At 57.8% G+C, this 23,526-nt stretch carries 24 protein-coding genes; 11 read left to right on the top strand and 13 right to left on the bottom strand.

Annotated features, from left to right (window positions below):
- The 3 genes from Harman_RS18630 to Harman_RS18620 all read left to right on the top strand — a co-directional run bounded on the left by Harman_RS18630 (position 1) and on the right by Harman_RS18620 (position 5,818).
- Positions 1-3,168: a PD-(D/E)XK nuclease family protein gene (locus tag Harman_RS18630; protein ID WP_160140711.1), complete on the top strand. Its 3,168-nt coding sequence runs from the start codon at positions 1-3 to the stop codon at positions 3,166-3,168.
- 72 nt (positions 3,169-3,240) lie between these two features.
- Positions 3,241-4,476, top strand: coding sequence for a DUF5797 family protein (locus Harman_RS18625; RefSeq protein WP_137685202.1), 1,236 nt, complete (start codon positions 3,241-3,243; stop codon positions 4,474-4,476).
- Between the two features lie 313 nt (positions 4,477-4,789).
- A complete protein-coding gene (locus Harman_RS18620) occupies positions 4,790-5,818 on the top strand; it encodes a Cdc6/Cdc18 family protein (protein WP_137685201.1) in 1,029 nt (342 codons plus the stop codon).
- Between the two features lie 15 nt (positions 5,819-5,833).
- On the opposite strand, the gene Harman_RS18615 is transcribed toward Harman_RS18620, so the two are convergent.
- Both Harman_RS18615 and Harman_RS21670 read right to left on the bottom strand, forming a co-directional pair.
- Positions 5,834-6,523 (bottom strand): SOS response-associated peptidase, encoded by a 690-nt coding sequence (locus Harman_RS18615; RefSeq protein WP_137685200.1) that lies wholly within the window; start codon positions 6,521-6,523, stop codon positions 5,834-5,836.
- A gap of 65 nt (positions 6,524-6,588) precedes the next feature.
- Positions 6,589-7,179: a hypothetical protein gene (locus Harman_RS21670; protein WP_200830987.1), complete on the bottom strand. Its 591-nt coding sequence runs from the start codon at positions 7,177-7,179 to the stop codon at positions 6,589-6,591.
- 271 nt (positions 7,180-7,450) lie between these two features.
- Between Harman_RS21670 and Harman_RS18605 the strand changes: the two genes are divergently transcribed.
- The 4 genes from Harman_RS18605 to Harman_RS18590 all read left to right on the top strand — a co-directional run bounded on the left by Harman_RS18605 (position 7,451) and on the right by Harman_RS18590 (position 12,314).
- Positions 7,451-8,395, top strand: coding sequence for a hypothetical protein (locus Harman_RS18605; protein WP_394347832.1), 945 nt, complete (start codon positions 7,451-7,453; stop codon positions 8,393-8,395).
- A 2-nt stretch (positions 8,396-8,397) separates the two neighbouring features.
- Positions 8,398-8,703: a hypothetical protein gene (locus tag Harman_RS18600; RefSeq protein ID WP_014053335.1), complete on the top strand. Its 306-nt coding sequence runs from the start codon at positions 8,398-8,400 to the stop codon at positions 8,701-8,703.
- Positions 8,704-8,705: 2 nt separating this feature from the next.
- Positions 8,706-10,871, top strand: a complete 2,166-nt coding sequence (locus tag Harman_RS18595; RefSeq protein WP_200830985.1) for a type B DNA-directed DNA polymerase — start codon at positions 8,706-8,708, stop codon at positions 10,869-10,871.
- Between the two features lie 174 nt (positions 10,872-11,045).
- Positions 11,046-12,314, top strand: coding sequence for an orc1/cdc6 family replication initiation protein (locus Harman_RS18590; RefSeq protein ID WP_137685198.1), 1,269 nt, complete (start codon positions 11,046-11,048; stop codon positions 12,312-12,314).
- Positions 12,315-12,877: 563 nt separating this feature from the next.
- Here the strand turns inward: Harman_RS18590 and Harman_RS18585 are convergent.
- The gene (locus Harman_RS18585; RefSeq protein ID WP_137685197.1) at positions 12,878-13,201 is read right to left on the bottom strand and encodes a hypothetical protein; all 324 of its coding nucleotides are present in this window, start codon (positions 13,199-13,201) and stop codon (positions 12,878-12,880) included.
- A 139-nt stretch (positions 13,202-13,340) separates the two neighbouring features.
- Between Harman_RS18585 and Harman_RS18580 the strand changes: the two genes are divergently transcribed.
- Positions 13,341-14,267: a MarR family transcriptional regulator gene (locus Harman_RS18580; protein ID WP_137685196.1), complete on the top strand. Its 927-nt coding sequence runs from the start codon at positions 13,341-13,343 to the stop codon at positions 14,265-14,267.
- Positions 14,264-15,067 carry a DUF6036 family nucleotidyltransferase gene (locus tag Harman_RS18575; RefSeq protein ID WP_137685195.1) on the top strand — a complete coding sequence of 268 codons (804 nt, stop codon included), beginning with the start codon at positions 14,264-14,266 and terminating at the stop codon, positions 15,065-15,067. The genes Harman_RS18580 and Harman_RS18575 overlap by 4 nt, the downstream gene beginning before the upstream one ends.
- A gap of 11 nt (positions 15,068-15,078) precedes the next feature.
- Here the strand turns inward: Harman_RS18575 and Harman_RS18570 are convergent, their stop codons facing one another.
- The 4 genes from Harman_RS18570 to Harman_RS18555 all read right to left on the bottom strand — a co-directional run bounded on the left by Harman_RS18570 (position 15,079) and on the right by Harman_RS18555 (position 18,217).
- Entirely contained in the window at positions 15,079-15,894 is an 816-nt protein-coding gene (locus tag Harman_RS18570) for a hypothetical protein (protein ID WP_137685194.1), read from the bottom strand.
- 91 nt (positions 15,895-15,985) lie between these two features.
- On the bottom strand, positions 15,986-16,933 hold the full coding sequence (locus tag Harman_RS18565) for an ArdC-like ssDNA-binding domain-containing protein (RefSeq protein WP_137685193.1): 948 nt from the start codon (positions 16,931-16,933) through the stop codon (positions 15,986-15,988).
- A gap of 87 nt (positions 16,934-17,020) precedes the next feature.
- A complete protein-coding gene (locus Harman_RS18560) occupies positions 17,021-17,368 on the bottom strand; it encodes a hypothetical protein (protein WP_137685192.1) in 348 nt (115 codons plus the stop codon).
- Positions 17,369-17,455: 87 nt separating this feature from the next.
- Positions 17,456-18,217 carry a pirin family protein gene (locus Harman_RS18555; RefSeq protein WP_137685191.1) on the bottom strand — a complete coding sequence of 254 codons (762 nt, stop codon included), beginning with the start codon at positions 18,215-18,217 and terminating at the stop codon, positions 17,456-17,458.
- Between the two features lie 284 nt (positions 18,218-18,501).
- Between Harman_RS18555 and Harman_RS18550 the strand changes: the two genes are divergently transcribed.
- Both Harman_RS18550 and Harman_RS18545 read left to right on the top strand, forming a co-directional pair.
- Positions 18,502-18,849 carry a hypothetical protein gene (locus Harman_RS18550; protein WP_137685190.1) on the top strand — a complete coding sequence of 116 codons (348 nt, stop codon included), beginning with the start codon at positions 18,502-18,504 and terminating at the stop codon, positions 18,847-18,849.
- Positions 18,842-19,093 carry a hypothetical protein gene (locus tag Harman_RS18545; RefSeq protein ID WP_137685189.1) on the top strand — a complete coding sequence of 84 codons (252 nt, stop codon included), beginning with the start codon at positions 18,842-18,844 and terminating at the stop codon, positions 19,091-19,093. Before Harman_RS18550 ends, Harman_RS18545 begins: the two co-directional genes overlap by 8 nt.
- A 123-nt stretch (positions 19,094-19,216) precedes the next feature.
- Here the strand turns inward: Harman_RS18545 and Harman_RS18540 are convergent, their stop codons facing one another.
- The 6 genes from Harman_RS18540 to Harman_RS18515 all read right to left on the bottom strand — a co-directional run bounded on the left by Harman_RS18540 (position 19,217) and on the right by Harman_RS18515 (position 23,449).
- Positions 19,217-20,434, bottom strand: a complete 1,218-nt coding sequence (locus tag Harman_RS18540; protein ID WP_137685188.1) for a homing endonuclease associated repeat-containing protein — start codon at positions 20,432-20,434, stop codon at positions 19,217-19,219.
- A 199-nt stretch (positions 20,435-20,633) separates the two neighbouring features.
- Positions 20,634-20,855: a hypothetical protein gene (locus tag Harman_RS18535; protein ID WP_137685187.1), complete on the bottom strand. Its 222-nt coding sequence runs from the start codon at positions 20,853-20,855 to the stop codon at positions 20,634-20,636.
- Between the two features lie 65 nt (positions 20,856-20,920).
- The gene (locus Harman_RS18530; protein ID WP_137685186.1) at positions 20,921-22,078 is read right to left on the bottom strand and encodes a dihydrodipicolinate synthase family protein; all 1,158 of its coding nucleotides are present in this window, start codon (positions 22,076-22,078) and stop codon (positions 20,921-20,923) included.
- 75 nt (positions 22,079-22,153) lie between these two features.
- Positions 22,154-22,402: a hypothetical protein gene (locus Harman_RS18525; RefSeq protein WP_200830997.1), complete on the bottom strand. Its 249-nt coding sequence runs from the start codon at positions 22,400-22,402 to the stop codon at positions 22,154-22,156.
- Between the two features lie 17 nt (positions 22,403-22,419).
- Positions 22,420-23,247, bottom strand: a complete 828-nt coding sequence (locus tag Harman_RS18520) for a homing endonuclease associated repeat-containing protein (RefSeq protein ID WP_137685185.1) — start codon at positions 23,245-23,247, stop codon at positions 22,420-22,422.
- Between the two features lie 7 nt (positions 23,248-23,254).
- Positions 23,255-23,449, bottom strand: coding sequence for a hypothetical protein (locus Harman_RS18515; RefSeq protein ID WP_137685184.1), 195 nt, complete (start codon positions 23,447-23,449; stop codon positions 23,255-23,257).
- Positions 23,450-23,526: the final 77 nt, after the last annotated feature.

The following is a 23,526-nucleotide window of genomic DNA, read 5'->3' as shown; positions in this document are numbered from 1 at the left end:
ATGATCTATCCGATTCAGGACATCGTTGACGACGAGACGCACTATGGCCAGGAAGTCACTATCCGATGTACAGTCGTTGGTGACCCAAGAAGAGGGCAACAAGGCGGAGACAAGACACTGTATCCAGTTCGGGTGTCTGGTCAGTTCGAAGGTGATGCCTTCCTCTCGATCTGGCATGAGGATCCTGCTTGGACGGACTCGTTCGGGCGAACCGCATCGTATCTTCGTGAAATAATCGACGAGGTGCCTTTACAGCAAGACGAGTCGGTCGTCGTCAGGGGGATCCCTAACACACACAACGGCAAGTGGTATTTCAACGTCACCGGAATCATAATCCGAGACCCGGATACCGCAATCGGCAAAAGTGAGATGCGCTCCGCTAGCGAGTGCCCCCGTATTTACGACCTTCTCTACGAGAAGAACGTATATTCACCCGGTAGGTACGATCTTTCTCCCGGAGCAATCAAAGGTAGAATTGTCCACACATTAGTAGAACACGCCATCGAAGAAGGGGGCAAAGGTCAATTCAAAGGTGGATGGTCGGAAGCTCAAGTTGAGGCGTCTCTTGAAGAGCTAATTGAGTCAGAGTATTCTATCGAGATGGCTCTGTGTCGGTTGGCATGGGTGAGCCCCAACCGAATTCGGGAGAACGCGTTAGATGCTGCTACTCGTCTTCTGACAGACGACGAGTTTACAAATCGAATCGCTTCAGCGACTAACGTTAGTGCAGAAGTAGGCCTATCTGCCTCTGTCGGCTTTAATGGCCGCGTTGACCTAATCATCGATGGGACCCCCTATGATCTCAAAACCAACTACAAGCTGACCGATAAAACACGGAATCATCACCGATTTCAGCTCCGGGTCTATCTCCTAGCATTCCTCGTCGAAACTCTTGAGACGGGAGAGCGTCTTCATGATCGAATTGACAAAGGGGTCAGCGGCTATCTCGTGTATCCGAACCTTGCGAACGAATCGAGCGTCGTGTTGGAAGAAGTCGAATTACGGCGCCGCGATGTAGAAGACATTCTTTCTCTCCGGAATGAGGCATCTGTTCTTCGCGATGGATTCGGTGTGCCGACGACTTACGGTCGGGATTGTACTGGCTGTACGTTCAAGTCACCGACAACCGACCAAGAGGAAAATGAGATTCTTCCATCACCTTGTCAATACTACTGTCAGTCTGAGCGCCGTTGGCCGTGCTTTGAATCAGACGATGAAGGGAACATCATATCCCAGTGTCCGCTTTTCGACGATTGTGACCAACGACTCGAATTCCGAGATCCCGCTGTCACCGACCATTACACGGGGCTTCGTCAGGGACTGAACACTGAGCGAGACCATCGGAAACGATTAGGCTACGAACTTGAGCAATTAGCTCCAGAAACACTGTCAGAGGCAGGGTTACGAATCCCTGATCTCAAGCTTAACGCCTTAGAGGGGCAACGAAGGATGGTCTTCACGTCAGATGCGGGGCTAGTTCCGTCCTTTACCCCAGGTTCGGGCGTGCGTCTCATGCAGACCGGCACAGAATACTATCAAGAAGCCACATACTATGGCCGGGTTGAGAACAAGTATGTCTTCCAGCTGAAATCAACGCCCAATTCAGCCTTCCTTGATCCTACGGAGACGTATGAAGCCGTCCGTACCGTCGCCGCTGATTCTCTACCACGTGAGCTGTTGTCACAACTGGACTACGCTCAGCGAGGAGAAGTATCACCCCTCCTTGAAACGACAGGAAAGGCCGGCGATAACGAGGACAGTCTTGACCCTTCGGACCTAAATTCTCTTTCCGAGTACACCGACGCAAAGGAATTATATCTGGATGTTCCAGTCCGTCGCGAGCGGACTACGCTCGTTACTGATATTGTTACAAAACTTGCCACGCAGCAGTATCCAAGCCCCGCTGGTGGCGAAGAGATACCTGACGATGAACAACGCGCGTTAATTCTCTGTACGCGGCCTGAAATAACCGACTCGGTCGAAGAGCGACTTTCATCAGTCGAAGGGGCGACTAGAATGGACGGATTCGCTGGTGGAGCGACGACGGGTCTTACTGGAACGTCTGATGGGCACGAGATTTATGAGGGGCTTCGCGACGCATCTGTCGTGGTTTCATCGGCACGCTATGCGCTTAGTGAACAGGTATTCCACGCTATGCGAGATGGTGATGAGTCGGTTCGGCCCCATACTGACAAATTCTTCGACACAATCGTAATTGTGGGTGCGGAAAGTCTTGCAGAACCCCAGTTCCATTTCCTCCAGATTCTCGGCGATCGAGTAGCGGCAATTGGTGACACTCGACGGTCTGGTCCTGAGATTGTCAGTGGGGAGGCTAGAGAGGCCCGTCTTGACGAGGCGTATTTTAACCGTCTATACCGGCGGTTCGCGAATGTTGAGAGCGACGACAGTCAGAGCATTCAGGTGAAAGCAGAACTCACTCGTACAATGCAATCTGCATTTTCGGGGCTGGAACTTGACGCTGAGACTATTGACGGAAGTTTCGAATTTAGAGATACGGATGGAGCAATAGCAACGGCCATCGGTGAAACCTCACTAGAGTATCAAGTACCAACATCCACTGAAGAAGACGAAACCCGCTTCATCCGGCTGGAACCAGTCGAACAAGTTGATGCAGTCCATATCTCTCAGTCTCTACAACAACTTAGAACCCTTGACGCGAGCGCACTAACGTTCGGCGAGACATACACAATCCAGGACATCAGATTCAAAGTCCGGACCAGTAATCCTATTGATAGCGATCATCATCGTCTGAAGGTCAGTATCCCCGTACATGCGACACCATACCTTCATCAGCGCCTGACACAGAATAAAGCCGAAGCTGAAAAGGTAGCTGAAGTTTGTACAAACGTCTCTCCAGATTTGGTTGTTACTCCCTTTGTCGCCCATGCAAATGCCATTCAAGAAGAGTTAGAAGAAATTGGGAAAGACATAGCGGTTCGTCTCCCCGATCAGCTATCTGGAGCTCATGTAGACTCAGCTGTAGTCAGTATCGCCGTTACAGGCGAAGAACGAGTGGTCACTCCGCCCGTGAGTGATATTGAGCAACTCTACACCTGCTTCAACTGTGCACAAGACGTTACATTAGTTGGCGATCGAGAAACTTTGGAACGGAACTCACTCATCAGCCGGTTGATTGAATCTACCTGAGCGCTTACCGGCACGAATACCAATAATGTACGAACTGGATCAGAGAATAACCAACCGATACACCCGAAAGCTATGATTCCGACAGACGAATTCTATGACAAGCCCGAGGTAGAAAGGCAAGAGCTTGTGGACGCGGGCCACGTCGTGACCGACGGCAAGATTGCAGAAACAGTACCTTCAAACAGACGTGGCGGAATTCACGTTTTTGAGGAACCAGTCACCGATCTCGTTGTCGATCGCCTCAAGGGTGCCCGATACACCGCAAATGAACTCGCTCCAGACTTCCCCATCGACAAGGAAGAGCTAGATGATTTGTTCAATTGGATGAAATATGAGCCAATGGACCTTCTTACGGACCACTTCGGTGTACTAAGGGTCGTGGATACCGAGGGTGCAGAATATGTCTATACTGTAGAAGCAATACCATTTTCGGCACGGTGTATCGACCCAACTCTAAGTGGATACTTGTTAGACGCTAACGATCGATGTCCGATTTCCCGTCCTGAAATCACAACGAAGCGCAACTCTACTTCTCGGAATAAATACGTAGATCAAGCAATCGATTACTGGGGAATCCCAGAAGACGAGATAAAGATGGATCTCGATGATCAAGTCGGATTCGCAAAATCAACCCTCGGACCTTTGCCGATTATTAGCGATTTGTCGGACGCAGAACGCGTTATAGAGCGATTCCAGAGCACTGAGGACAGTTACCGCCGGAAACAGCATACAGTCCAGAGCGTTAAAAAGAGCATTAGCTTCCACAAATCTCGTTGCCGGCGCAATCCCTCACTAGGTGCATTTCAGTCGTTCAGTCTATTTTTGATGGATGTCAGCGAATATGCATCAATTGAGAACGACAGTCAGCTACGGGAGTTAGTTACGCAGGGAGGACAGGTTCTCTATCGGTGCCTGTACGGGAATCTTTGGCCAGGCGGATCAACCGCTTGGCGACCGTTCGAAATCACGATTCAGGACAGAAGTATAGATACCTTTGACCGTCGAGTAATCGATATTGTAGAGCAACAACCCACATCAAACGGACAATTATCCGACCGTTGGGGTTTTTCAGATGGGAGAGAGGTCTGGGATTACCTTCAGTCTGAACTCAGTCAGTATGTAACCCGGAACACCGACAAATTCGCTTGTGCAACCGAATCAGCCCGTCGTTACGTAAGTGGACTCGAGCAAGACGGCAAGATCGCTCTCAGTAAAGAGCCTCCCAGGATCCCAGGTAAAGGAAGAATCACACTGGCAGTCACAGACTCCCAGCAAAATGATACCAGCGGCGTTAACTGGAACAGGTGATTGTGGGAACTTCACGCTCGCGGCCTTTCTTCCCAACAAAAACGCACACTTCGTCGATTTAGACAGGTCTAACCAGATCGAGGGCAACCGTATCGAGCGCTCTGGCGAAGTGCTCAATAGACCGGCGCATCGTTTATTGTGTCATCTCAATTTCCCGCTTAAGTCGGCTGAAAATCGTGTTGACTAGAGAAACGCCTAAATTGCGAATAACTACCGATGGAACGGAATCTTCGAACCAATCTCCTAGGCAAGAGCGTTTCCGGAAACACCCCAGTTACACTTTTATGACCAGAAAGTAGTCTACCAGATACAGATGATCCGCGATGCTCGCGTACTCCGCGCTGGGTTCGTCCCTCGGGAAGTTGAGCATCGCGACGCCGAAGTCAACCACCTCTCCAGCGTTCTCGAACCCATCACGAACGGAGAACCAGCCGACACAGCTATCGTCACCGGACCCAGCGGGACAGGGAAGACGTGTATTTCGAAATTCGTCACGGAACGACTTCGAGAAGAGGTTCTCGACGTCGAGGCTACCTACGTCAACTGCTGGCGTAACTACACCCGATTTCGGACGCTCTACCAGATCCTCGACGACCTCGGCGCCACCATCGACATCCACCGGCAGTCGACGCCCCACGACGAACTCGTCGACCGGCTCCAACAACACGACGGCCCGCGAACCGTCATCATCCTCGACGAGGTCGACCAGCTCGAAGACCCCAGCGTCATCTACGACCTCCACAGCCTCCCGCAGTTCGCGATCATCTGCATCGCGAACAAGGAAGAGGAGCTGTTCAGCCGCGTCGACGACCGCCTCGTGAGCCGGCTACGCTCCAGCGAACATGTCCGGATGGGCAAGTACCACGACGAGCAGCTGTACGACATCCTGAGTGCTCGGGCAAAGTGGGGGCTCGACGAGGACGTCATCACCGACGACCAGCTCTACCGGATCGCCGACGCGGCCGCCGGCGACGCCCGCCTCGCAATCGGCATCCTTCGAACGGCCGCCGGCAAGGCAGATCGCGAGAACCACGAGCGCATCACCGACGACATTCTCCTGGACGCCGCCGAGGATGCTCGGGCCCAAATCAAGCAGAAGAGCCTCGACTCGCTCACGCCGCACCAGCGCGTCGTCTACGACATCGTTCGCGAGCACGGCCCGGTCGGACCGAGCGAGATCCACGAGCGCTATTCCGAGGCCGTCGATGATCCACGGACCAAACGGACTGTTCGGACGTACCTCTCGAAGATGGAGCAGTACAACCTCCTCGAGGCGGAAGGGACGAGTCGGGATCGAGAGTATTCGCTCGTCGATTCGGCAGCGGCGTCGCCGATGCAGTAACCGTTACGCCGTCAACTATCCCGAACTGAACTCGCCGAGGCCCGATTGCTCGTGGTCCAGCGGCTCGATGACCTGGGGATCGTCGTTGCCGGGGTTGTTGACCCGCGTCGAGATTTCGTAGACGTCCAGATCGTCCTTCGGATACGGCTGGCACAGTTCCTTTCGGGTGGCCGGATCTGCGGCGAGCCAGTCGGATTCCGCGTCCTGCGGGAGGACGACCGGCATCCGGTCGTGGATTGAGTTCATCAAGTCGTTCGGCTCCGTCGTGAGAATCGTGACGCACGAGATCGTCTCGTCGTCGCCCTCCCAGACATCCCAGAGCCCAGCCATCGCGAATGCGGGGTCGTCCTCCCGGTAAATCCGATAGGGCTGTTTCGACCCGCCGTTCGGCGATTTCCACTCGTAGAACCCTGACGAGGGGACAAGGCAGGGACGTGATTCCCACGCCCGCTCGAAGACGCGTTTCTCGTCGGCAGTCTCGGAGCGAGCGTTGATGATGCCCTCCTCGGGCTTGTCCGCCCAGAACGGAATCAGCCCCCAGTGGTAGACGTCGATCTCGTCTTGAGCCTCGTTCGTGATGATGTGGAGGTCGTCGCCAGGCGCGATGTTGTATCGGGGTGTATACCCGCCGTCAGCGACGACCTCGGCGTCGAAGCGGGCCTCGAGGTCTGCTTGGTCGATGAAGAGCGAGTTCCGGCCACACATACATCCGGGTCCGGCCGGGAGAGTCTTCAACGTATCTGGAAATGTGAACGGCTCTGAATCGTCGATTAGAGCTCGGTCGGCGGCAGAAGCTCACAGAGAACAGCTGCTTGTTCAAGAAGTGCGTCGAAGAGCCGTTCAGTCGGTCGATATAGCGCGTGGTGTTCATCAACAGAGTATGGGGTTTTCTCATCATCTGTGTGTGAGAGAAATCCGCACTCAAGAAGCGGAGCAAGGGTAGTATCCAGCGCAGTTCCGGAACGGCCGGATTCGGCTTCAAGAGTGTGTCGAGGGAACTCAGAAAGGAACCGCGTACAGCAACTCAGGACGTGAGCACGTCGATCAGCGAATAGTTCGTTGAGCGCAGTACGATGGGTGCGTGTCCAATACTCCTCGAGTTTGACGTATGTGCGAACGATCGGGGATAGCTCGTTCAAGGAACCAGTAGCATGGACGATGCCAAGGTCGTTGAGCGCATGTTGGTCTTTGGTGTCCAAAGACTCGCCGAGGGGATGGAGAACAGTTTGAAGCGCCTCGTGGTACCGCGAAGTGAGAAATTCCCCGGCAACAACGTGGGCATTCACGATATTTCGAGTTGGGTGCATTGACTCGTGGTGATCGGGGTTTCGGTGGTCGACGTGGGTTCGTGGGTAGCTCATAGAGCACCTCTTCCAACGTGGCGTTGAGCATTAACATTCCGAGCAGTCAGGCTCGAGACTACAGCTGTGGAGGTTTAACCAACACGCCGGCGTCAATCGGGCGGTTGTTGGTTAACACGGAGAACGCTGGATTCAGGAACTATTCTCGGAAACAGGATCCAAACGGAGACTACTCGGGACTGTACCGGGATTGGAGGGGATCAAGTCGAGTTCCCTGAAACGCGGAAGCGACACGCCGCGGCTTATCGGGAACGTTGACCTCTAATCGAATATGGGAGAACACACAACGTCGAACCGATTAGCGGTGGACCAGCCAACTCGGGGTGCTGACCGCAATCGGTCCCTCGCTGACCAGGCCGATCCAGCTACGAACGAGATGTTGTTGCCGTCACTCGGCGACGGCATCACGCTGCTCGACGTCGAGGGAGGCCGCGGTGTCCCGATCCTGCAGTCGCTCGTGCTCGACCATCTCCTCCTGCACGACGGACCCGCCTTCTGGGTCGACGCAAACGGACACGCGACGACGACGACACTCGCTCAGATCGCGCCCAGTCAACGGTTGCTCAACCGAATCCACGTGGCACGCGGATTCACCGCCTACCAGCACTACGGCGCTGTCTGTGATCTTCCGACGGCAGTGAACAAGTCAATCCAGATGTCCACCACCGACGCCGGGGCGACCGGTCGAGGGGCACCAAGTCGTGACGAGGGCACGTCGCCCCATACACCCGCCCTCATCGTCGCGCCGGCCGTCGACGCCCAGTACCGCGCCGACGATACCCTCAGCGAGACCCACGCGAAAACTCTCCAGGCTCGAACTCTCGCCCGGCTGGCGACCTACGCCGAGGGGTACGATATCCCGGTACTCGTTACGCGAAACGAACGAAACGAATTCACCGAGCCAGTCGCGACGGTCGCCGACCACCACCTCGAGTGCGAGCAGACGCGGATGGGGCCACGGGTCGTCGGTGAGGACTTCGAGACGCTCGTCTATCCCGTTGACGACGGCGCGTACTACCAGACGACGTTCGCGTACTGGCGGCAGCTGCTCGCGGCACGCGCCACGCAGGTCGGCGTGGAACCGACGACACCGGCGCCGTCAACGCCGACGCCGGAGGGTGTCGGGACGGGCGTCACCGCTGACGGTGAGACTGTGACGGCCACCGCGAATCCCTTGCTCGATGCGTGGACCGCGACCGGGACAGGAGGCCGATAGCGATGGGGCGCACAAACCCGACGTACCGGGATGCGCTCCGGGCCATCGAAGAGCGGTGGGCGGAGTTCCGCCGGGCACTGCGGCGTCGCGACCAGCCGCGCTTCGACCGGCTGTTCGAGTACGCCCGCGAGCACGCCGACGCGAGCGGGCTGTTGAACCACCAAAATCCGCTGCTGCCGGCGCTGCTCAGCATCGATCTCGAACAGGAGGCCCGCCTCGACGACCACGAGGAACGCCTCGAGGAGCTCGAAGCTGCGGTCGCAGCACGCGATGATCAAGAGAGTGCCCCACCGGACGCGAACCCGTGACGATGCCGTTCAGTATCGACTTTCTGGACGACGGCCGCGTCCTGGAGTGGGAGGCAACCGCCGACGGCACCGTCGCGACCGAGCGCGATGACTACACCCCACGCTTCTACGTCGCCGCTCGCGACCCAGCGTCCGACCTCGACCTCACGACATTCCAGTCGGTGTACGACCAGCACCCAGATGTCGTCGCGACCGAGATGGTTGCGCGACGGCCGGGCTTTCGACGGGACGAGGAGGCCGTCCTCGCCGTCGACGTCGTCCACATCGACCGCGTCACTCCACTCGCCCGGCAAGCGCGTCAGCTGTCGGCCTATCCAGTCGGGGATATCGCCTGTTTCAACGTCGACTTCTCGCGAGAGTTCCGGTACTGTCTGGAGACCGGCGCCGATCCGACGCCAGCCAGCGAACTGTCGACGCTCCGGCTCAGCGTTCCGGTGACCGAAACGAGCAACGACATCTATGAAGAACTGACGGTGGCCGGCAATACTGTAACTGGCTCGCCGACAGAGCTCTTGAATGCCGTGCAAGCAGCGCTCGAAAAGCACAATCCGGACATCTTGGTCTGTTCGACGAGTGAGATTATCCCGACGCTGTACGAGATGGCGACGGACTCCGGCGTCGACGATTTCTCGCTGAGTCGGTGGCCGGACGTCGATTATCAGCAACTCGCCGGTGCGTCGACCTACGCAAGCTACGGTCGCGTCGGTCACTCGCCGGCACGGTACAACGTCCCCGGGCGGGCGATCATCGACGAGTCGAACACGTTCTTCTACGGGGAGACGAACCTCGACGGCGTCCTCGACCTCGTGTCGCGCTCGAAAAAGCCCGTTCAGGAGCTCGCGTGGGCGTCGATCGGGAACGTGCTGACGGCGATCCAGATCTGTGAAGCCCACGAACGTGGTGTCCTCGTACCGTGGAACTCCTGGCGCCACGAGTGCTACAAGCCGATGGGGACGCTCCACGACGCCGACCGTGGCGGCTTCATCTTCGTGCCCGAGGTCGGCGTCCACGAGAACGTCCACGAGCTCGACTTCTCCTCGCTGTACCCGAACATCATCTGTACGCGAAACGTCTCACCCGACGTCATTCGATGTGACTGCCACGACGACCGCGAGGATGTTCCCGGCCTCGGGTACTCGATCTGCGACGACCGCGGCTATCTCGTCGACGTCCTCCAACCCATCATCGACGCTCGTGACGAGATCAAGGCGGCCATCCGTCGCGAGAAAGAGCGAGACGACCCCGACGAGGACCGACTGGCCGAACTCGAAGGGCGGTCAGGTGCGCTGAAGTGGATCCTCGTCGCCTGCTTCGGGTATCAGGGGTTCAGCAATGCGAAGTTCGGTCGCATCGAGTGTCACGAGGCGATCAACGCGTATGCTCGCGAAATTCTGCTGACTGCGAAACAGCAGCTGGAAGCCGGCGGTTGGCGCGTCGTCCATGGTATTGTCGACTCCATCTGGGTGACGCCCGATCCTGACGTCGACGACGAGGATCGCGAGGACCTCGAGGCGCTTGCGACAGAGATCACGGAGACCGTCGAGATTCGGCTCGAACACGAAGCCCACTACGGCTGGGTCGCGTTCGTCCCGCAGCGCGAGAGCGACGCCGGGGCGTTGACGAAGTACTTCGGGAAGGTCGCCGGCGACGACGACTTCAAGATACGCGGTATCGAAGCTCGGCAACGCTCAACCCCGCCGTTCATCGAGGACATCCAGCGGGACTGTCTCGACCGGCTCGATGCTACGCGGTCACCGGACGCGGTGCTCGGACGTCTCGAACGAGCAATCGACGAACTGCAGGCGGGCAACGTAGCAGTAGAGCGGCTCGTCGAACGGAATCGTGTCTCCAAGCCCTTGGAAGGCTACTCACAGAATACCCAGAACGTGGCGGCTTTGAAGCGAGCTCGCGAGCAGGACCTGGCAGTCCACCCGGGCCAAGATATCGAGTACGTAGTCGTCGACGACGAGAAATCCTCGCGAGACCGGGTCGCCCTCGCGCACGAGGAGATCGAGACCTACGACGCTACCTACTACGAGACGCAGCTGGTCAGAGCGGTTGAGAGCGTACTGTTGCCCCTCGGGTGGGATCGTACAGACATTCGACGGAGACTCGCAGAGACACGAGAGGTGGAGCTGACGGAGTTTACAGCAGCCCGGAACGGATGAGTAGTCTCAGATGGCACTTGAGACGAGCAAACCACAAGTGGGCGACGAGGTTGATCCCATTCACACTCTGGGGGGGCCTTGCTCAATGGAACACCCCCCGGAGTGTGAATGGAGGTTAATCAATCACACCGAGGGTGGACAACCTATATGTGAATGGGGCGAATTGGTCCGCTCATGCCAAACGACGATTCCACGCAAACAACCGTCGACGAGATTTTAAACGTCGATGAAGGGGATGAGGAAGACGAATCGGATATTTTTGAGAAACCGTGGTTGCTCGAGATCGATAACGTTCCTGACGCCAATCGAATTGTCGGACGAGACGACCATATCACGTTCCTGGCCAAGAATCTCCGAAAGATGCGGACAAATAGCGTCCCGGATAACGTCTTGGAGTGGGGCGAAACCGGGACGGGGAAGACACTAGTTGCAAGACACGTCTGTGAGCGGCTCGAAGCAGCAACCGAAGGAACGGACTCCCCGATCGTTACTGCCTACATTAACCCGGACCCCATCTCTACGTATACCTCCACTTTCCGAAAGATCGCAGAGCAGGTGAACGCGAAAGCAGAGAACCCGCTCGATGTCCCTTATCAAGGTCTCTCAGCTGAACATTATCGGGATCGGAAATTGTGGCCCGTTGTTCAGAGGGAGTTCTCTGGCGGTCTTGTCGTCATCATCGATGAAATCGACAAGCACGGAGAAGTCAACGAAGTCCTCTACACGCTATCCCGGACACAATCAAAAGACGACGTTGACTTCCCAGTCGTAACAATCGGGATTTCGAACGACATCGAATTCAAAGGAGAAATCGAATCACGGGTTCAATCGACTCTCCAGCCAGAACACCGAACGTTCACACCGTACGAAGAAGACCAGCTCATCGCAATCCTCGAAAATCGACGGGACGCATTTTACGACGGTGTCCTTGATGACGAGGTGATTCCAACTACAGCTGAACTCGCAGCTGAAGAACACGGAGACGCTCGACGCGCAGTCCGATTGTTCCGGAATGCGGGCGAGATCGCCGACGAAGAAGGCGACGATATCGTGACCGCGGATCACGTTCTCGAGGCTGACGAACTCGTCGAAGTTGAACTCTTTATGGAGATGGTGAAAGGGACTCCGTTGTCCGGGAAATTACTCCTGTTCGCTCTCACACGTCTTGACCGGAATAACCCGGAGAAAGAATGGTTCCGGACGTCAGAGATTCACGAGGTATACCAAACAGTAGCACGGGATGTCGAAGTAGAGCCCAAGGGGTATAATCGTGCGCTTGAGCTTCTGAACAAACACGTGACGACAGGAGTTCTCGAATCGAAAAAGAAGGAAGGTGGAGATCAGGGGAAGTTCAGGTCGTATTCGCTCCAAGGAGACGTCGAGAGTACACGAACTGGACTGATCAACTCGACGCCGGAACTCCAGACGTTGATGGGATGGTGACACCCCCACCCCTCGGTGTGAATGGTCCCCCATAGGTCACGACTGTTGTAAAGACGGAGCCGGACTCGACCCGTAGAAGCTGTGTCGTCCGTCTGAGGACCTATCATGGACGGAGAGCGGCTTACACGTTCTGCCACGGTAGCTGACCCGCTCCGCTACTGCACCGCACCGCAGTTGTAGTTATCTTTATTATACTGCAGTTGAAACAGCCCTCCGAGTAGACGTATTTTGAAAGGCGAGGCCTTGTACCGAAGCCGAAGCTTCGCCACTGAGGCGAGAACCCGCCCTACGGCGTGAGGACTTCTGGTGTTAAGGGCTTCTTAATCGCGGTACCTTGGGTGGTGGACCATTCACACTGAGGGGTGTGGGGGTAAACGAGGCGTAATCTATCCATGTGTTTCTATGGGTTCTTTCGACGAGAAACCTCCTCAGAGAGCGACGGTTGGTAGCCCATTCACACCGAGGGGTGTCGGGTAAATCAATCCCATTCACACTCTGGGGGGTGTCATCTGCTACGCTACGAATCACATTGAAACGAACATCAGGCTACAGTTCCATCTCGTCTACTCGTCGGGATTCACCGGCCCTTTGTACTTCGACGTCACCGAATCGCCTTCCCGCCACTGCCAGTAGTAGTAGCGGTTGTCGTTGATCTCCTTGATCGTGATCGTCGCCTTGGCCGGCACGTCGTCTGGGAGGTCATCGGGGCGCTCCTCGACGTCGGCGTCGTCCGCTTCCTCCTCGAGACGAGCTTCACGCTCCTTGTATTCGGCCAACGCCTCGGCGTAGCTGGCAACGTCCCGAAGATGCTCCGATGTGGCTTCGTTGAGCGTGTTGACGAGCTCCGCCGGGAGGTTCGCCGGTGGGGACGGTGGTTCGTAGGACATCGACTCTCTCCGTGTTAACCAACACGGTCTCTCTTCCCATAGTTTTGTTGGTTAAGACGATGGAGCAAGCTCTTGTTCTTCTCTGTCTGTAACACTACTCGAAACTTCTTTATATGTAAGTTTCTTACTATGTTACACCGTGCTCCGGCGCATCGAACTCGAGGTCCTCGCCACGGTCGACCGCGGCGACACGATCTCCGAACTCGCGGCGAAGCTCGACCACAGCGAGAGCTACCTCTCTCGTGCCGTCGCCGACCTCGTCGAGAGGGGGCTCGTCTACACGGAACGCGACGGCCGGCGAAAACGAGTCGTCCCGTCGGATGCTCGCGCCGTCGAACTCTATCAGGACCTCGTCCGCCAGCACTCCCACATCGAGTTCCCCGAGCTGCTGACCGGCAAGGCACTCGAGGTGCTGTACTACCTCGACCAGCCGCGAACCGTCTCCGAGCTCGCCGACCGGAGCGACAACTACCGCAACACGGTTAACCGCGTCCTCAAGCGGCTTCGCGACCGAGGTCTCGTCGGGACAGCCGACGGTCACTATGACTTCAACGCCGACTTCGACCGCCTCCACGAGTTCGCCCGTGAACTCGCACACCATCTACATCGCCAGCGCCTCGAAGCCGTCGCCCCGAAGGGCACGATTCTCTGGGAAGACTACGACGAATTCCTCACCCAGACCGAGACGGAGATCGACGCGGAGGCGTTCCACGAAACCGGCCTCGCTCGATTTGCAGCCTATGACCTCCAGTTCCTACTCACCGGCCACCGCTACTACTTCTACTCCGAGGATCTCGACGCAGTCTCACCGGCGGAACTTTGCTGTCACACACTACTGATCGACGACGGCAGCCGCCACCGCTCGTACTGTCTCCTCCTGCTCAGCCACGTCGACGTCGACGAGGCGGACCTCCGAGAGCAGGCGGCGAAGTATGGTCTCGAAGACGAAATCGGCGCCCTGCTCCGCTACCTCGAGACGCACGGCGAGGTCGACGACGACCGGCTCCCGGAGTGGGACGAGTTTCAGAAACTGGCGGCTGACTACGAGGTGCCACTACCACAATGAGACCAACATTCGGACGCGAGTACATCGAGAACGAATTCCAGCGAATCGGGAACGGGCTATCTGAACCGCTCACGGTCTACCTGATCGGTGGTGGCGCGATGTCGCTGCGCGACCTCAAGGGGGCGACGAAAGATATCGACCTGGTCGTCCCAGATGGCGACGCGTACGGTCAGCTGTGGGCGGTCCTGATGGACCTCGGGTATGCGGAGGTCCAGTCGCTGGATCCAGATTACCGGGCGCTTGGCGCGACGAGCTGCGTCGAGAACGACGATGGGTGTCGCCTCGACATCTTCAACCAGCAGGTCGCGAACAAGCTCGTGCTCACCGACGGGATGCAACAGCGCAGCGAGCAGTTCCTCGACACGGATCGACTGACGGTCCGGCTGGTCAGCAACGAGGATATCTTCCTGTTCAAGGCGATCGCAGGCCGCGACGACGACATCGAGGACATGAATATGCTCGTGCAGGCCGGCCTCGATTACGACGTCGTCCAGGCTGAGCTCGAAGCCCAGATCGAACGCCTAGGTGACGATCAGTTCGCCACGTTCGCGAACGAGGCCCTGGTCGAACTCGAGGAGCGGTACGGAGTGACCACGCCGATCGAGGGCCACGTCCAAGAGCTCACGAATAGGTACTACCGGGGGCTCGAAGTCCTCCAGGCACTCGATGAACCGATGACCGTCGACGAACTGGCCGCGGAACTGGAGCTGGATGACGAGGAGGTTTACGACCGGATTGCGTATCTCTCAACGTTCGACCGGGTCCGTCGGGATGGCGACACAGTCCGTCCCGTGGAGTAGTCTGACCACGACTACGGGGAGGGAAGGCGGCCGTCTGGTCGGGGAACGCGGCCCCGTTTGATCTCGTGATCGACGCGGCGCAGGTGCTTGCAGCCGCCTTCGGGTGAACGTTGCTGCCAGTCAGGACAGGTACACGATTCGTCGATGACGTCGACTTCGTACCGGTTCCCGGACGCAGACTGTACCTCGTAGCGGCCACCCTTCGAGAGGAGTGAGACGTCCATCGCTTCGGCGACGGCACGCTTCGTGCGGGGCTCAAGATCGTCCTCCAACTGTGCGTTCTCGTCGACGACCAGTCGGTCGCGAACATCGCCCGTTCGGCCACCGTCGGGAGCGAGGGCTTCCGCAGGCCCCCTGAGCCGCTCGTGGAGCACTTCCTCGACCGGATGGCCTTCCGGCCACAGGTAGTGGACTTCGCGGCGCTCGCGATGGTCGTAGGAGCCGCACGCGGCTGCGCTCCCGGTCCAGACGCGCCAGGCACCGAGCGTGGCCATCACGTCGACGATGACCCGGGGGACCGTCTGGTGGTCGTCCGGGAAGAACACCCGGAAGCGGGTACACGCCTCCTGCGGCGGGACGGTCTCCCACCAGTCTTCGCTGGCGCTCCAACTGTCGAACATCGCGTCGTCGCTGCCGTAACCGACGGTCACGCCGTCGATCGGCGTCCAGTCTGCTGGGAGGTGATTCGCCTCGCCTTCAAGCACCCGGAGGACGGCGTATCGGAGGTACTCGTGAGCTTGGTTGTCTGTCGTTCGAGCGACCTGGTCGTGCTGCTCGGCAACGTGCTCGGCTTCCTCAAGGACCGTCGTGAGATTTGGTTCAGTCATCATTCGACGGAGATCTGAATGCGCCTCCGCCCCTCGGCGGGCGCAGAAAAAACTTAACCAACAGAGCGGAAGGAATCCATCACCCTGTTGGTTAACTGGGTTGGGACGAGGATTCGCCTTCGAGCACGTCGATGAGCTCTTCTGCTGTTGAACTAATCCGTCCGAGCCGCTCGCGAACGACCTCGGGATTGTCCGACTCCCAGGCTGCGAGGTAGAACGCTGACCCACTGGTGTCGAGCCCGCAGTACCGCCCGACGACGTACGCGACGGCTTCGGCCTCGACTTCGCGTTTCGACCGCTCCGTATCGTCGTCGACGTCGAAGTGGAGCAGGGCGTGCGCGTACTCGTGAACCAGCGTCCGGGCGAGATCAGCGTCGTTCTCCCGATCACGCACCTCGACACGCGGCTGCATATCGACGAGACTCAGCTGCTCGCAGATGCCCTTCGCCTCGCCGTGCGTCCACTCCTCGGCTGGAACAATTCGCACCGTCACGCCGAGCTCATCAGCGGCGGCAGTCAACCGTTCGACGAGGTCGCCGGCGTCGCCGGTCGCTTCCGTGTCTAAGTCGGGAAGTGGCTCGCCCTCGGTCTGGGAGACATCGAACACCGGTGCGGGCTTGAACCCGACCAGGCCCTCGGACCACTCCTCGGGCGGCGTCTCGTCGTACTCACAGTCACTGTCCTCATGGTAGCTCGGCGAGTTCTCGCATTCCGGGCACTGTTTGGTGATGATCGGCGCCCAGATCCAGATGGCCGACTCGCCCTCCTTGACGTGCCGGTCGAACTCCTCTTGCCACGTCCGGTAGCCCGCCACCCGGCTCGCCTCGGGGCACTGCTGCTTGATGAGGAGCGTGTTCCGGTAGGAGTAGTCGTGGAAGCGACTCTGGACGTCGAGCCACTCCTGGAACTCCTCGCTAGCCTGCGCGTCGTCGACGCCGGCGACAAGTTCATCGATCCACTGTTCGATCGTACTGTTCATCTCGTCGTCTCGCGTGTCGGTCTCCTCGAAGGAGACCGACGAGTTACTAGTCGTAGCCATTGTGTTCACCGAATCAAGTTCACGGCGACTGCGTCTGTTCAGACCGCGCCGCACCCCTCAGGGGCGTTCAAAAAACCGCGCTGTCGGTCAGCGGAGCTCGTGGCGTTCGTCTGCAAAGCCGACCGTGACGAGGTACTCGAGGAACTCGTCGAACCGCTCGACGTCACTGGGCGTGTCGGTCGCAAGATGACGCGCCCACTCGATGGCCCACTGGAAGGCGGGATCCGTGCCGCCCTTGCCGTGAATGTACCACCACCGGGCCGCCTTGAGAACCACTATGGGATTCGTCGGCGGCTGCTCACCGGCGAGCCCACGGGTGATGGATTCGATTTCGGCCGGGACGTCGGCGGGATCGACCTCCGCTGATTGCGTGTTGTCGATATCGACAGGAATGTCGTCGATCGAGACATCTCTCGGTGACTGTTGTTGGCTCACGGGAATCACCTGATTGCGAGGACTTCGGCTGAAGCCCTCACCCTCTCAGGGGGGCGAAAAACAACTCACAGTCGGTACACCGGTGTCTCAGCGGCCGATGGTCCCCTGGCGCGTGACCGGCGCGTCGGGATTGATGCTGAACGCGACGATTGTGGCGTCCTCGGTTGCAGTAACGGCCACGTCGTCGCCGGTCACGAGGGCGCTCTCAGTGTACCCGACCGGTTCATCCCCGATCTCGACGGCGCCATCGAAGACATATAGGTAGGTGTGCCGGCCCGGTCGGGACGGGAGCGTCGTCGTTGCCCCGTCCGTGAGCCGGCAGTCGTAGCAGTCGACGTCATTCCGAACGGATAGCGGGGCCTCGCTCCCCTCGGGCCCGAACAGGTGGCGCCACTCGCCGGCGACCGGGTTCGGGATCGGCTCGTGCTGGATGCCGGGCTCGAGGTCGAGGCTATGCGGCCGCACGAATATCTGGAGCATCCGCAGGGGCGGGTCGTCCGCGAGGGTCTCCTCAGCGTGCCAGAAGCCGCTACCAGCGTTCATCACCATTAGGTGATCGAAATCGGTGACCAGCTGGTTGCCCTGACGGTCGTCGTGGCGCATCACGCCCTCGGGGACCCACGAGATGATCTCCTCGTTGCGGTGCTGGTGCATCCGAATCAGGGTTCCGGGGTCCATGAACGACTCCACGACGGTCGCCAGCGGGCCGTAGCCGTGGTCGTCGTGGTCGGGAACGGCGTGGCCGGGGAAATTGAAGTGAATCCGGAACTTGCCCTGATTCTGCGAGACATCCGTTCGCGGCGCCGTGTAGATGCGAGATTGCGACTGTGCTGCGGGCGACTCGTCCATTACCCTGTGTAGTCGCTCACCCGCTAAAGGGGTTCTGCGCGACGGTTCCTGGCTTCATAGTGAGTAGATGGCCCTCCTCCCTTACACTGGCGGCAAGTAGACGCTATGTGGAGAAAACTGACACAAACGAGGTCAAAAATACGGTGGTTGTGCTGAGCGAAGGCCGTACCCTATCTGGGAGAATCTAATTGGCTAATCGATTCTATGTCCCACTGGCTGAACTTGGGATACAATATTATCCCAAATTACTTGTAGCCTCCACTCTGGGATACAGATGGGATACAATGGCAGACCGTAAAAACATCAAAGTCAGTCCGGACACACACGAACGTCTAATCAATTCAAAGCCTGACAATTCCACGTGGGACGGCTATCTCAATCATCTTCTGGACGCCTATCACGACCCTCGGCCCCGCATCCCGAGCTGGGGCACAACGATTGAAGAGTTGGGATCGATGAGTCGTGAGGATCAAGAAGAACTCGCGGAAAAGGCCCGTGAACTCCAGGATCAAGTCAACTTCAAAGAATTGCTAAAAGAGATGGACGATACCTCCCAAGGATCTGCAGCCCTGATCGCGGAGTTGACCGCCAACCGCGTCGTTGAGAAACTTGAGGGTGAAGCCAATGCCTGACGAATTCCCAACTCACGAGCAGTTAGAAGTTCTTGAGGGCAGGACTATCTTCAAATCGAGCGAGTGGTGGAAAGCTGTGGTGCTGTATAACGGATTTAGTGGGCGCGAGATCGGTATTTATCTCTGGAAACAGAATGGAGACCGTTGGAAGCGCCAACAAAAGTATGTCATCCGGTCTGAAGACGACTGGAAATCAGACCAAGAAGCCGTCAAACCCTTACTTGAGAGGCTTGCTGAGCAATGAAGCGACGTCGCCTGTACGTATAGACCACGTCTACATCCTCGTTACCGTCATTATGTATGCGCAGTGTACTCAGTACGCAGTCCACGACCTATCGCCTACCGAGCTTTCCATCAAGGTCAAATATTACTCAACCACTGGTTGAACTGGCATCCGTTCGAGACGCCGATGGCACGGAATACAGAGTGTCAGGAGGTTACTCGGAACGTTTGACTCCTCCACTGACCGGTCTGGGTGATTGTAGAATCGTCGTCGGGGAATCCGGTGGTGAACTGGGAGGTCACGCCCGAACCTCTCACGGTGAGCTTCGCGACTCATACCGCAGCGAAGACAAGCTTCGTTGTCACGCGCAATAATTTCTTCACGAATCTGTGACCAACCCGAACCAAACGGAATTGTCTCAGTATCTGATTGGCGGTAGTTTTCTAGGTAATCTGGATCAGCCGCCTGAAGTGCCGTTCGCCAACCTCCAAATTCGCGGTGATACGGATCGATTGTGAAGTTCCCGTGTTCGTTCATTTCAGTTGTTGTCGGCGGATGGCCCAGTTCATTCGTAAGGGCTCGTAGTTCGGCTATCAACTCTTCCCGTGGAATTCGCCACCGGGAATTTGGCTCGAAGCCAGCGGCTGCCAGAGCCTCGTTCCAAGAGCCGAATCGATCCTGGTAGATTGCTCCACCCCATTTTCCCTGATCTCGCATCTCATCTCGCCGGGGGATATGTCCCAGCTCTTGGGCTAATCTCTGGAGTTCAGAGAGTAGATCCTCCTCACTCACATTCCGTGGATAGTTAACCTCCAACCCAGCCTGCCGAAGAGCTTGATTCCAATGTCCGAAGACCCGCTTGTATGGGCCCGTTGTGTACGGCCCATCTTGATCCATCTCGTCTGTCGTGGGTGGTCGGTCCAGTTCCTCAGCGAACTCTTGTAACGCGGTAATGAGTTTTTCTTCAGAAAGATTCAGCTCAACGTTGGATTCGAGATCAGCTGCCCGGAGCGCCGAATTCCAGCCGCCGAACCGCTTACAGTATGTTTTCACCGAATACTCTCCGTGATCGCTGTAGCTCCGCTCAGATGGTGCCTCTCCGACGGTTTCGGCAACAGACTTGAGATCCTCTAGCAGATCATCTTTCCGTGTCGCCGGTCTCCCGTTTGGTTCGTTTGTGCCGGTCTCAAGTCCGGCAGTCTTGAGGGCTTTATTCCACGAGCCGAACCGGTCCGTGTATGTCTTTGCAGCATGCGGTCCGGACGCATTCATCTCATTCAGTGATGGGGGTCGACCAAGCTCTGAAGCGAATTGCTGGAGGCGATTGAGGAGTTCTTTGTTTGAATACAGCTTGTTGCCCATGATTTGTGAGGTGATTGAGTCACTCAGTTTGGTCCCGGCTTGGTATTTGAATGTCAGTGCTCGTGTCTCTGTAACGACTGACCTCGCGAGGCCGCTGCTGGCCGCCCCGCGCCCCTTCCGGGGCCCGAAAAACGGGATCTACTCGACGTTAACCAACACAGGATGGTGCCTTGCTCCGACAGTTGGTTAAGACAGGTCGCTACTCCTCACTCTCACGCAACTCTTCGGCTTTCCACTGGAGGCGACGCAAAATCTGGGTCCGGTTCTGGTGTGCGTTCTCGTACGCAACGCACTCTCGGAGTGTCTCCATGTCGGGGATCGTCGCGATTCCGGCCTCGATTAGTCGATAATTCGGTGCTTCAAGGCGCTTCTCGGGTGGGAAGTTGTCGTCACTCCCATCGCTGTCCGTGGAGTTCTCCATCTTGATCGCCCTCCACCTCTTGAGGGAGAGAAAACAGACCAGACGACTAGCTCATCGTCGCGGCTTCAGGCCATCGCCTCTTGGAACCGCTCGCGGAGTGCATCCTCGCGCTCCTCGAACTGATCGACCTTCTCCTGTAGGTCGTCGCTGACCCGCTCGATGCTCGCGAGCGCCCGTTCGCCGGCGAGAGACGCCTGTGTCCCGTTGTCGCCGTCCGCCTCCAGCTGCTCTTCATAGGCCCGTTCGACGCGCTTGATGGTGCCCTCCGGATTGAACAGAATGTCGTTGGCCGTCCGGACGTAGCCGTCCAGCGACGCGCCTTCCTTGCCCTGGAAGAAGTGGGTCAGCGCGTACGTCGCGCCGGAATGCAGCGTCCACATGTCGATCTCGACGGGAGAGGCTGCGTTGGCCTCCGCATCGCTCGCGGCGCGTTCGGCCAGGTAGTCCGGGAAGCCCAGCAGGGTGTAGAACTCCGTGACGGTGAACGGAAGCTCCGAGAAGTCGAGGTCGATGTCCTGGGCGTCCCGGATGAACTCGAAGAGGTCGTCGGCGACGAGTTCGACCTGTGCGAGGAGCTCCTCCCACCAGGTTCGGAAGTTCCGCACGTCGCCGACGTGCTTGATGACCTCCTTGTCGGTGAGCGAGCGCATCGTGTTCAAACAGTAGCCGTCCTGAGCGAAGCCCTCGACGTAGACCGCGTGCTCGCCGAAGAAGTCGTAGCCCGACGTGACGCCCATCGTGATCGGGTCCGACCGGCCGGGGAGGCGCACCTCGAGGCCGTCGAACATGATATCCATGTGGACCTCGCCGCCACCCCGGTAACGCCGGATTTCGCCGAACATCACGTCACCCAGCGACGTTCCGTCGATGGTCTCCTCGCGGAGGACCTCCTCCAGCGGCCCGTAGACGTCGACCGGGTTGATGATCGAGTACGAGTCAGTCGGGATGTGAAATAGTGACTCCGTCCCGGTGTCGCCGCCTGCTTCTGCTTGTAACCGGGACGGCTCGACGATTGCGTTGAACCGCTCCGTCTCGACCCACTCGTCGGTGTATGGATTGCGATACGCGACTGCCGTGTCGACTGCCTGTGGAAGCTCTCGAATCGCCGCACTGAAGCTGATCGGATCGGGTTCGCCATGTTGCTCGGCGTACCACTCGGGTAGTTCGGTGTCAGTTCTCCCATCGAGTCCTGCGAAGACCGTCGCTGTCTCTGGGTCTTTCATAACATCCTCCGAAGGCGCGATGCGTTCTGATCTGCGCCTCCACCCATTATGGCGCAAAAAACGACGCTACAGCGGCTACTGGCACTCGTGGGTACGAATCCGCTCCGGAAGCCCGACTTTTCCACAGAGCGGACACTCGACGAGGGGCGTCGGCGGGAGGTCTTGGTACACTGAGAGCGCTTCTCGGAGATGCGCTGTCGTCTCTGGAGATTCAGCGCTCACGAGAGCGTTTGTGAGGTGCCAGTGGAGTCGCTCATTCGGCGTTACTGCGTCTCGCTCTGGAATCGGGATATCCTCGTCTGTATGGGGCTCAATGTCTTCCATAGCGACCACGAGGGGAGTCAGTCCCCCTCACCTCCCTCTGGGGGTAGAGAAACGCGATCCGCGGGGGCGCTCGCCCTAGGTTGTCTCTCGTAGGCTAGCACATCTAATCGCTGTGGAGCGACAGCCTCCCACACTAGATGGTGTTTCGCACAGACAGTCACCAGATTTGAGAGGGCATTGGCCTGCTGGTAGTCGAACTGGTCGTCCGACCCGTAGAAAAAGTTCCGCGGAATAATGTGATGAACGTAGAGTTCCTTCCCGACCTGATCTTGATGCTCTATTTGGGTTACATCGCACCAGGGCGTTTGACACTCGAAGTCATCCCGTTCTAAGGCTCGTTGCCGCTGCTCAAGCCAATTCGGTCCGTAGGGGATCTCCGTGGAGTCTTGATACGATCTCGGTTGCAGATAGCCTGCTTCGTTGAGTGCCTCTTCCCACCCGCCGAATCGTTCGAGATACGTACACTTGTGATACTTTCCCACTTGATTAATTTCACCGCTCGATGGTGGGCGACCGAACTTCTCTGCAAGGCGGTCGATTTCATCCAGTAGATCCTGATCAGTGAGTCGGAATTTCCGATTTGGAACGTAGCCAGCCTCATGAAGCGCCTCATTCCAACTCCCGAATTTGTTCTGGCAGACGCGCTGGGAGTATTCACCATGCTCGCTCATCTCCTTCGCTGTCGGCGGCTTTCCTAATTCGTCTGCAACACGCCGAATATCGTCGAGAATTAGGTCTGCGTCCGTTACGATCTGGTCGCGACGATGGGCAGCGGTTACGTGGCCGCCCAATTCGTTGGAGGTTGCAAACGACTCGCCACAGTAGTCACAAATATGGTCGGTCAAAGCTCCGTCACCTCCCTCCGCGGTTCCTCCGTAATGCGTTATAAACTCTCAACCTGCCGACGGCCTGCGGAAGATCGCGAATCGCCTCGGCGAAGGTCACAGGGTCTGCATCCCCGTGTCGCTCTCGGTACCACTCTGGTAGTTCGGTGTCGGTACGTCCATCGACGCCGGCGAAGATGGTTCTGGACTCTGGGTCTTTCATCGCAGTCACCTCGACGCAGGAACGCTCATCGACGGCCGCCTGCCTCGTCTCGCGCCCTGCGCCCCTCTCCCGGGCGC

This window comes from Haloarcula mannanilytica (assembly GCF_005406125.1).
Taxonomy (GTDB): Archaea; Halobacteriota; Halobacteria; order Halobacteriales; family Haloarculaceae; genus Haloarcula; species Haloarcula mannanilytica.
This window is presented reverse-complemented; position numbering and strand designations above follow the sequence as displayed.

Excerpts from the sequence above, each read along its gene's own strand:
- Harman_RS18535 (WP_137685187.1), bottom strand. The coding sequence starts at position 20,855 with ATGGAGAACTCCACGGACAGCGATGGGAGTGACGACAACTTCCCACCC.
- Harman_RS18515 (WP_137685184.1), bottom strand. The coding sequence starts at position 23,449 with ATGAAAGACCCAGAGTCCAGAACCATCTTCGCCGGCGTCGATGGACGT.
- Harman_RS18625 (WP_137685202.1), top strand. The coding sequence starts at position 3,241 with ATGATTCCGACAGACGAATTCTATGACAAGCCCGAGGTAGAAAGGCAA.
- Harman_RS18555 (WP_137685191.1), bottom strand. The coding sequence starts at position 18,217 with ATGGACGAGTCGCCCGCAGCACAGTCGCAATCTCGCATCTACACGGCG.
- Harman_RS21670 (WP_200830987.1), bottom strand. The coding sequence starts at position 7,179 with ATGAGCTACCCACGAACCCACGTCGACCACCGAAACCCCGATCACCAC.
- Harman_RS18570 (WP_137685194.1), bottom strand. The coding sequence starts at position 15,894 with ATGACTGAACCAAATCTCACGACGGTCCTTGAGGAAGCCGAGCACGTT.
- Harman_RS18530 (WP_137685186.1), bottom strand. The coding sequence starts at position 22,078 with ATGAAAGACCCAGAGACAGCGACGGTCTTCGCAGGACTCGATGGGAGA.
- Harman_RS18630 (WP_160140711.1), top strand. The coding sequence starts at position 1 with ATGATCTATCCGATTCAGGACATCGTTGACGACGAGACGCACTATGGC.
- Harman_RS18525 (WP_200830997.1), bottom strand. The coding sequence starts at position 22,402 with ATGGAAGACATTGAGCCCCATACAGACGAGGATATCCCGATTCCAGAG.
- Harman_RS18595 (WP_200830985.1), top strand. The coding sequence starts at position 8,706 with ATGCCGTTCAGTATCGACTTTCTGGACGACGGCCGCGTCCTGGAGTGG.
- Harman_RS18540 (WP_137685188.1), bottom strand. The coding sequence starts at position 20,434 with ATGGGCAACAAGCTGTATTCAAACAAAGAACTCCTCAATCGCCTCCAG.
- Harman_RS18605 (WP_394347832.1), top strand. The coding sequence starts at position 7,451 with ATGGGAGAACACACAACGTCGAACCGATTAGCGGTGGACCAGCCAACT.
- Harman_RS18615 (WP_137685200.1), bottom strand. The coding sequence starts at position 6,523 with ATGTGTGGCCGGAACTCGCTCTTCATCGACCAAGCAGACCTCGAGGCC.
- Harman_RS18620 (WP_137685201.1), top strand. The coding sequence starts at position 4,790 with ATGATCCGCGATGCTCGCGTACTCCGCGCTGGGTTCGTCCCTCGGGAA.
- Harman_RS18550 (WP_137685190.1), top strand. The coding sequence starts at position 18,502 with ATGGCAGACCGTAAAAACATCAAAGTCAGTCCGGACACACACGAACGT.
- Harman_RS18585 (WP_137685197.1), bottom strand. The coding sequence starts at position 13,201 with ATGTCCTACGAACCACCGTCCCCACCGGCGAACCTCCCGGCGGAGCTC.
- Harman_RS18575 (WP_137685195.1), top strand. The coding sequence starts at position 14,264 with ATGAGACCAACATTCGGACGCGAGTACATCGAGAACGAATTCCAGCGA.
- Harman_RS18565 (WP_137685193.1), bottom strand. The coding sequence starts at position 16,933 with ATGGCTACGACTAGTAACTCGTCGGTCTCCTTCGAGGAGACCGACACG.
- Harman_RS18590 (WP_137685198.1), top strand. The coding sequence starts at position 11,046 with ATGCCAAACGACGATTCCACGCAAACAACCGTCGACGAGATTTTAAAC.
- Harman_RS18600 (WP_014053335.1), top strand. The coding sequence starts at position 8,398 with ATGGGGCGCACAAACCCGACGTACCGGGATGCGCTCCGGGCCATCGAA.
- Harman_RS18545 (WP_137685189.1), top strand. The coding sequence starts at position 18,842 with ATGCCTGACGAATTCCCAACTCACGAGCAGTTAGAAGTTCTTGAGGGC.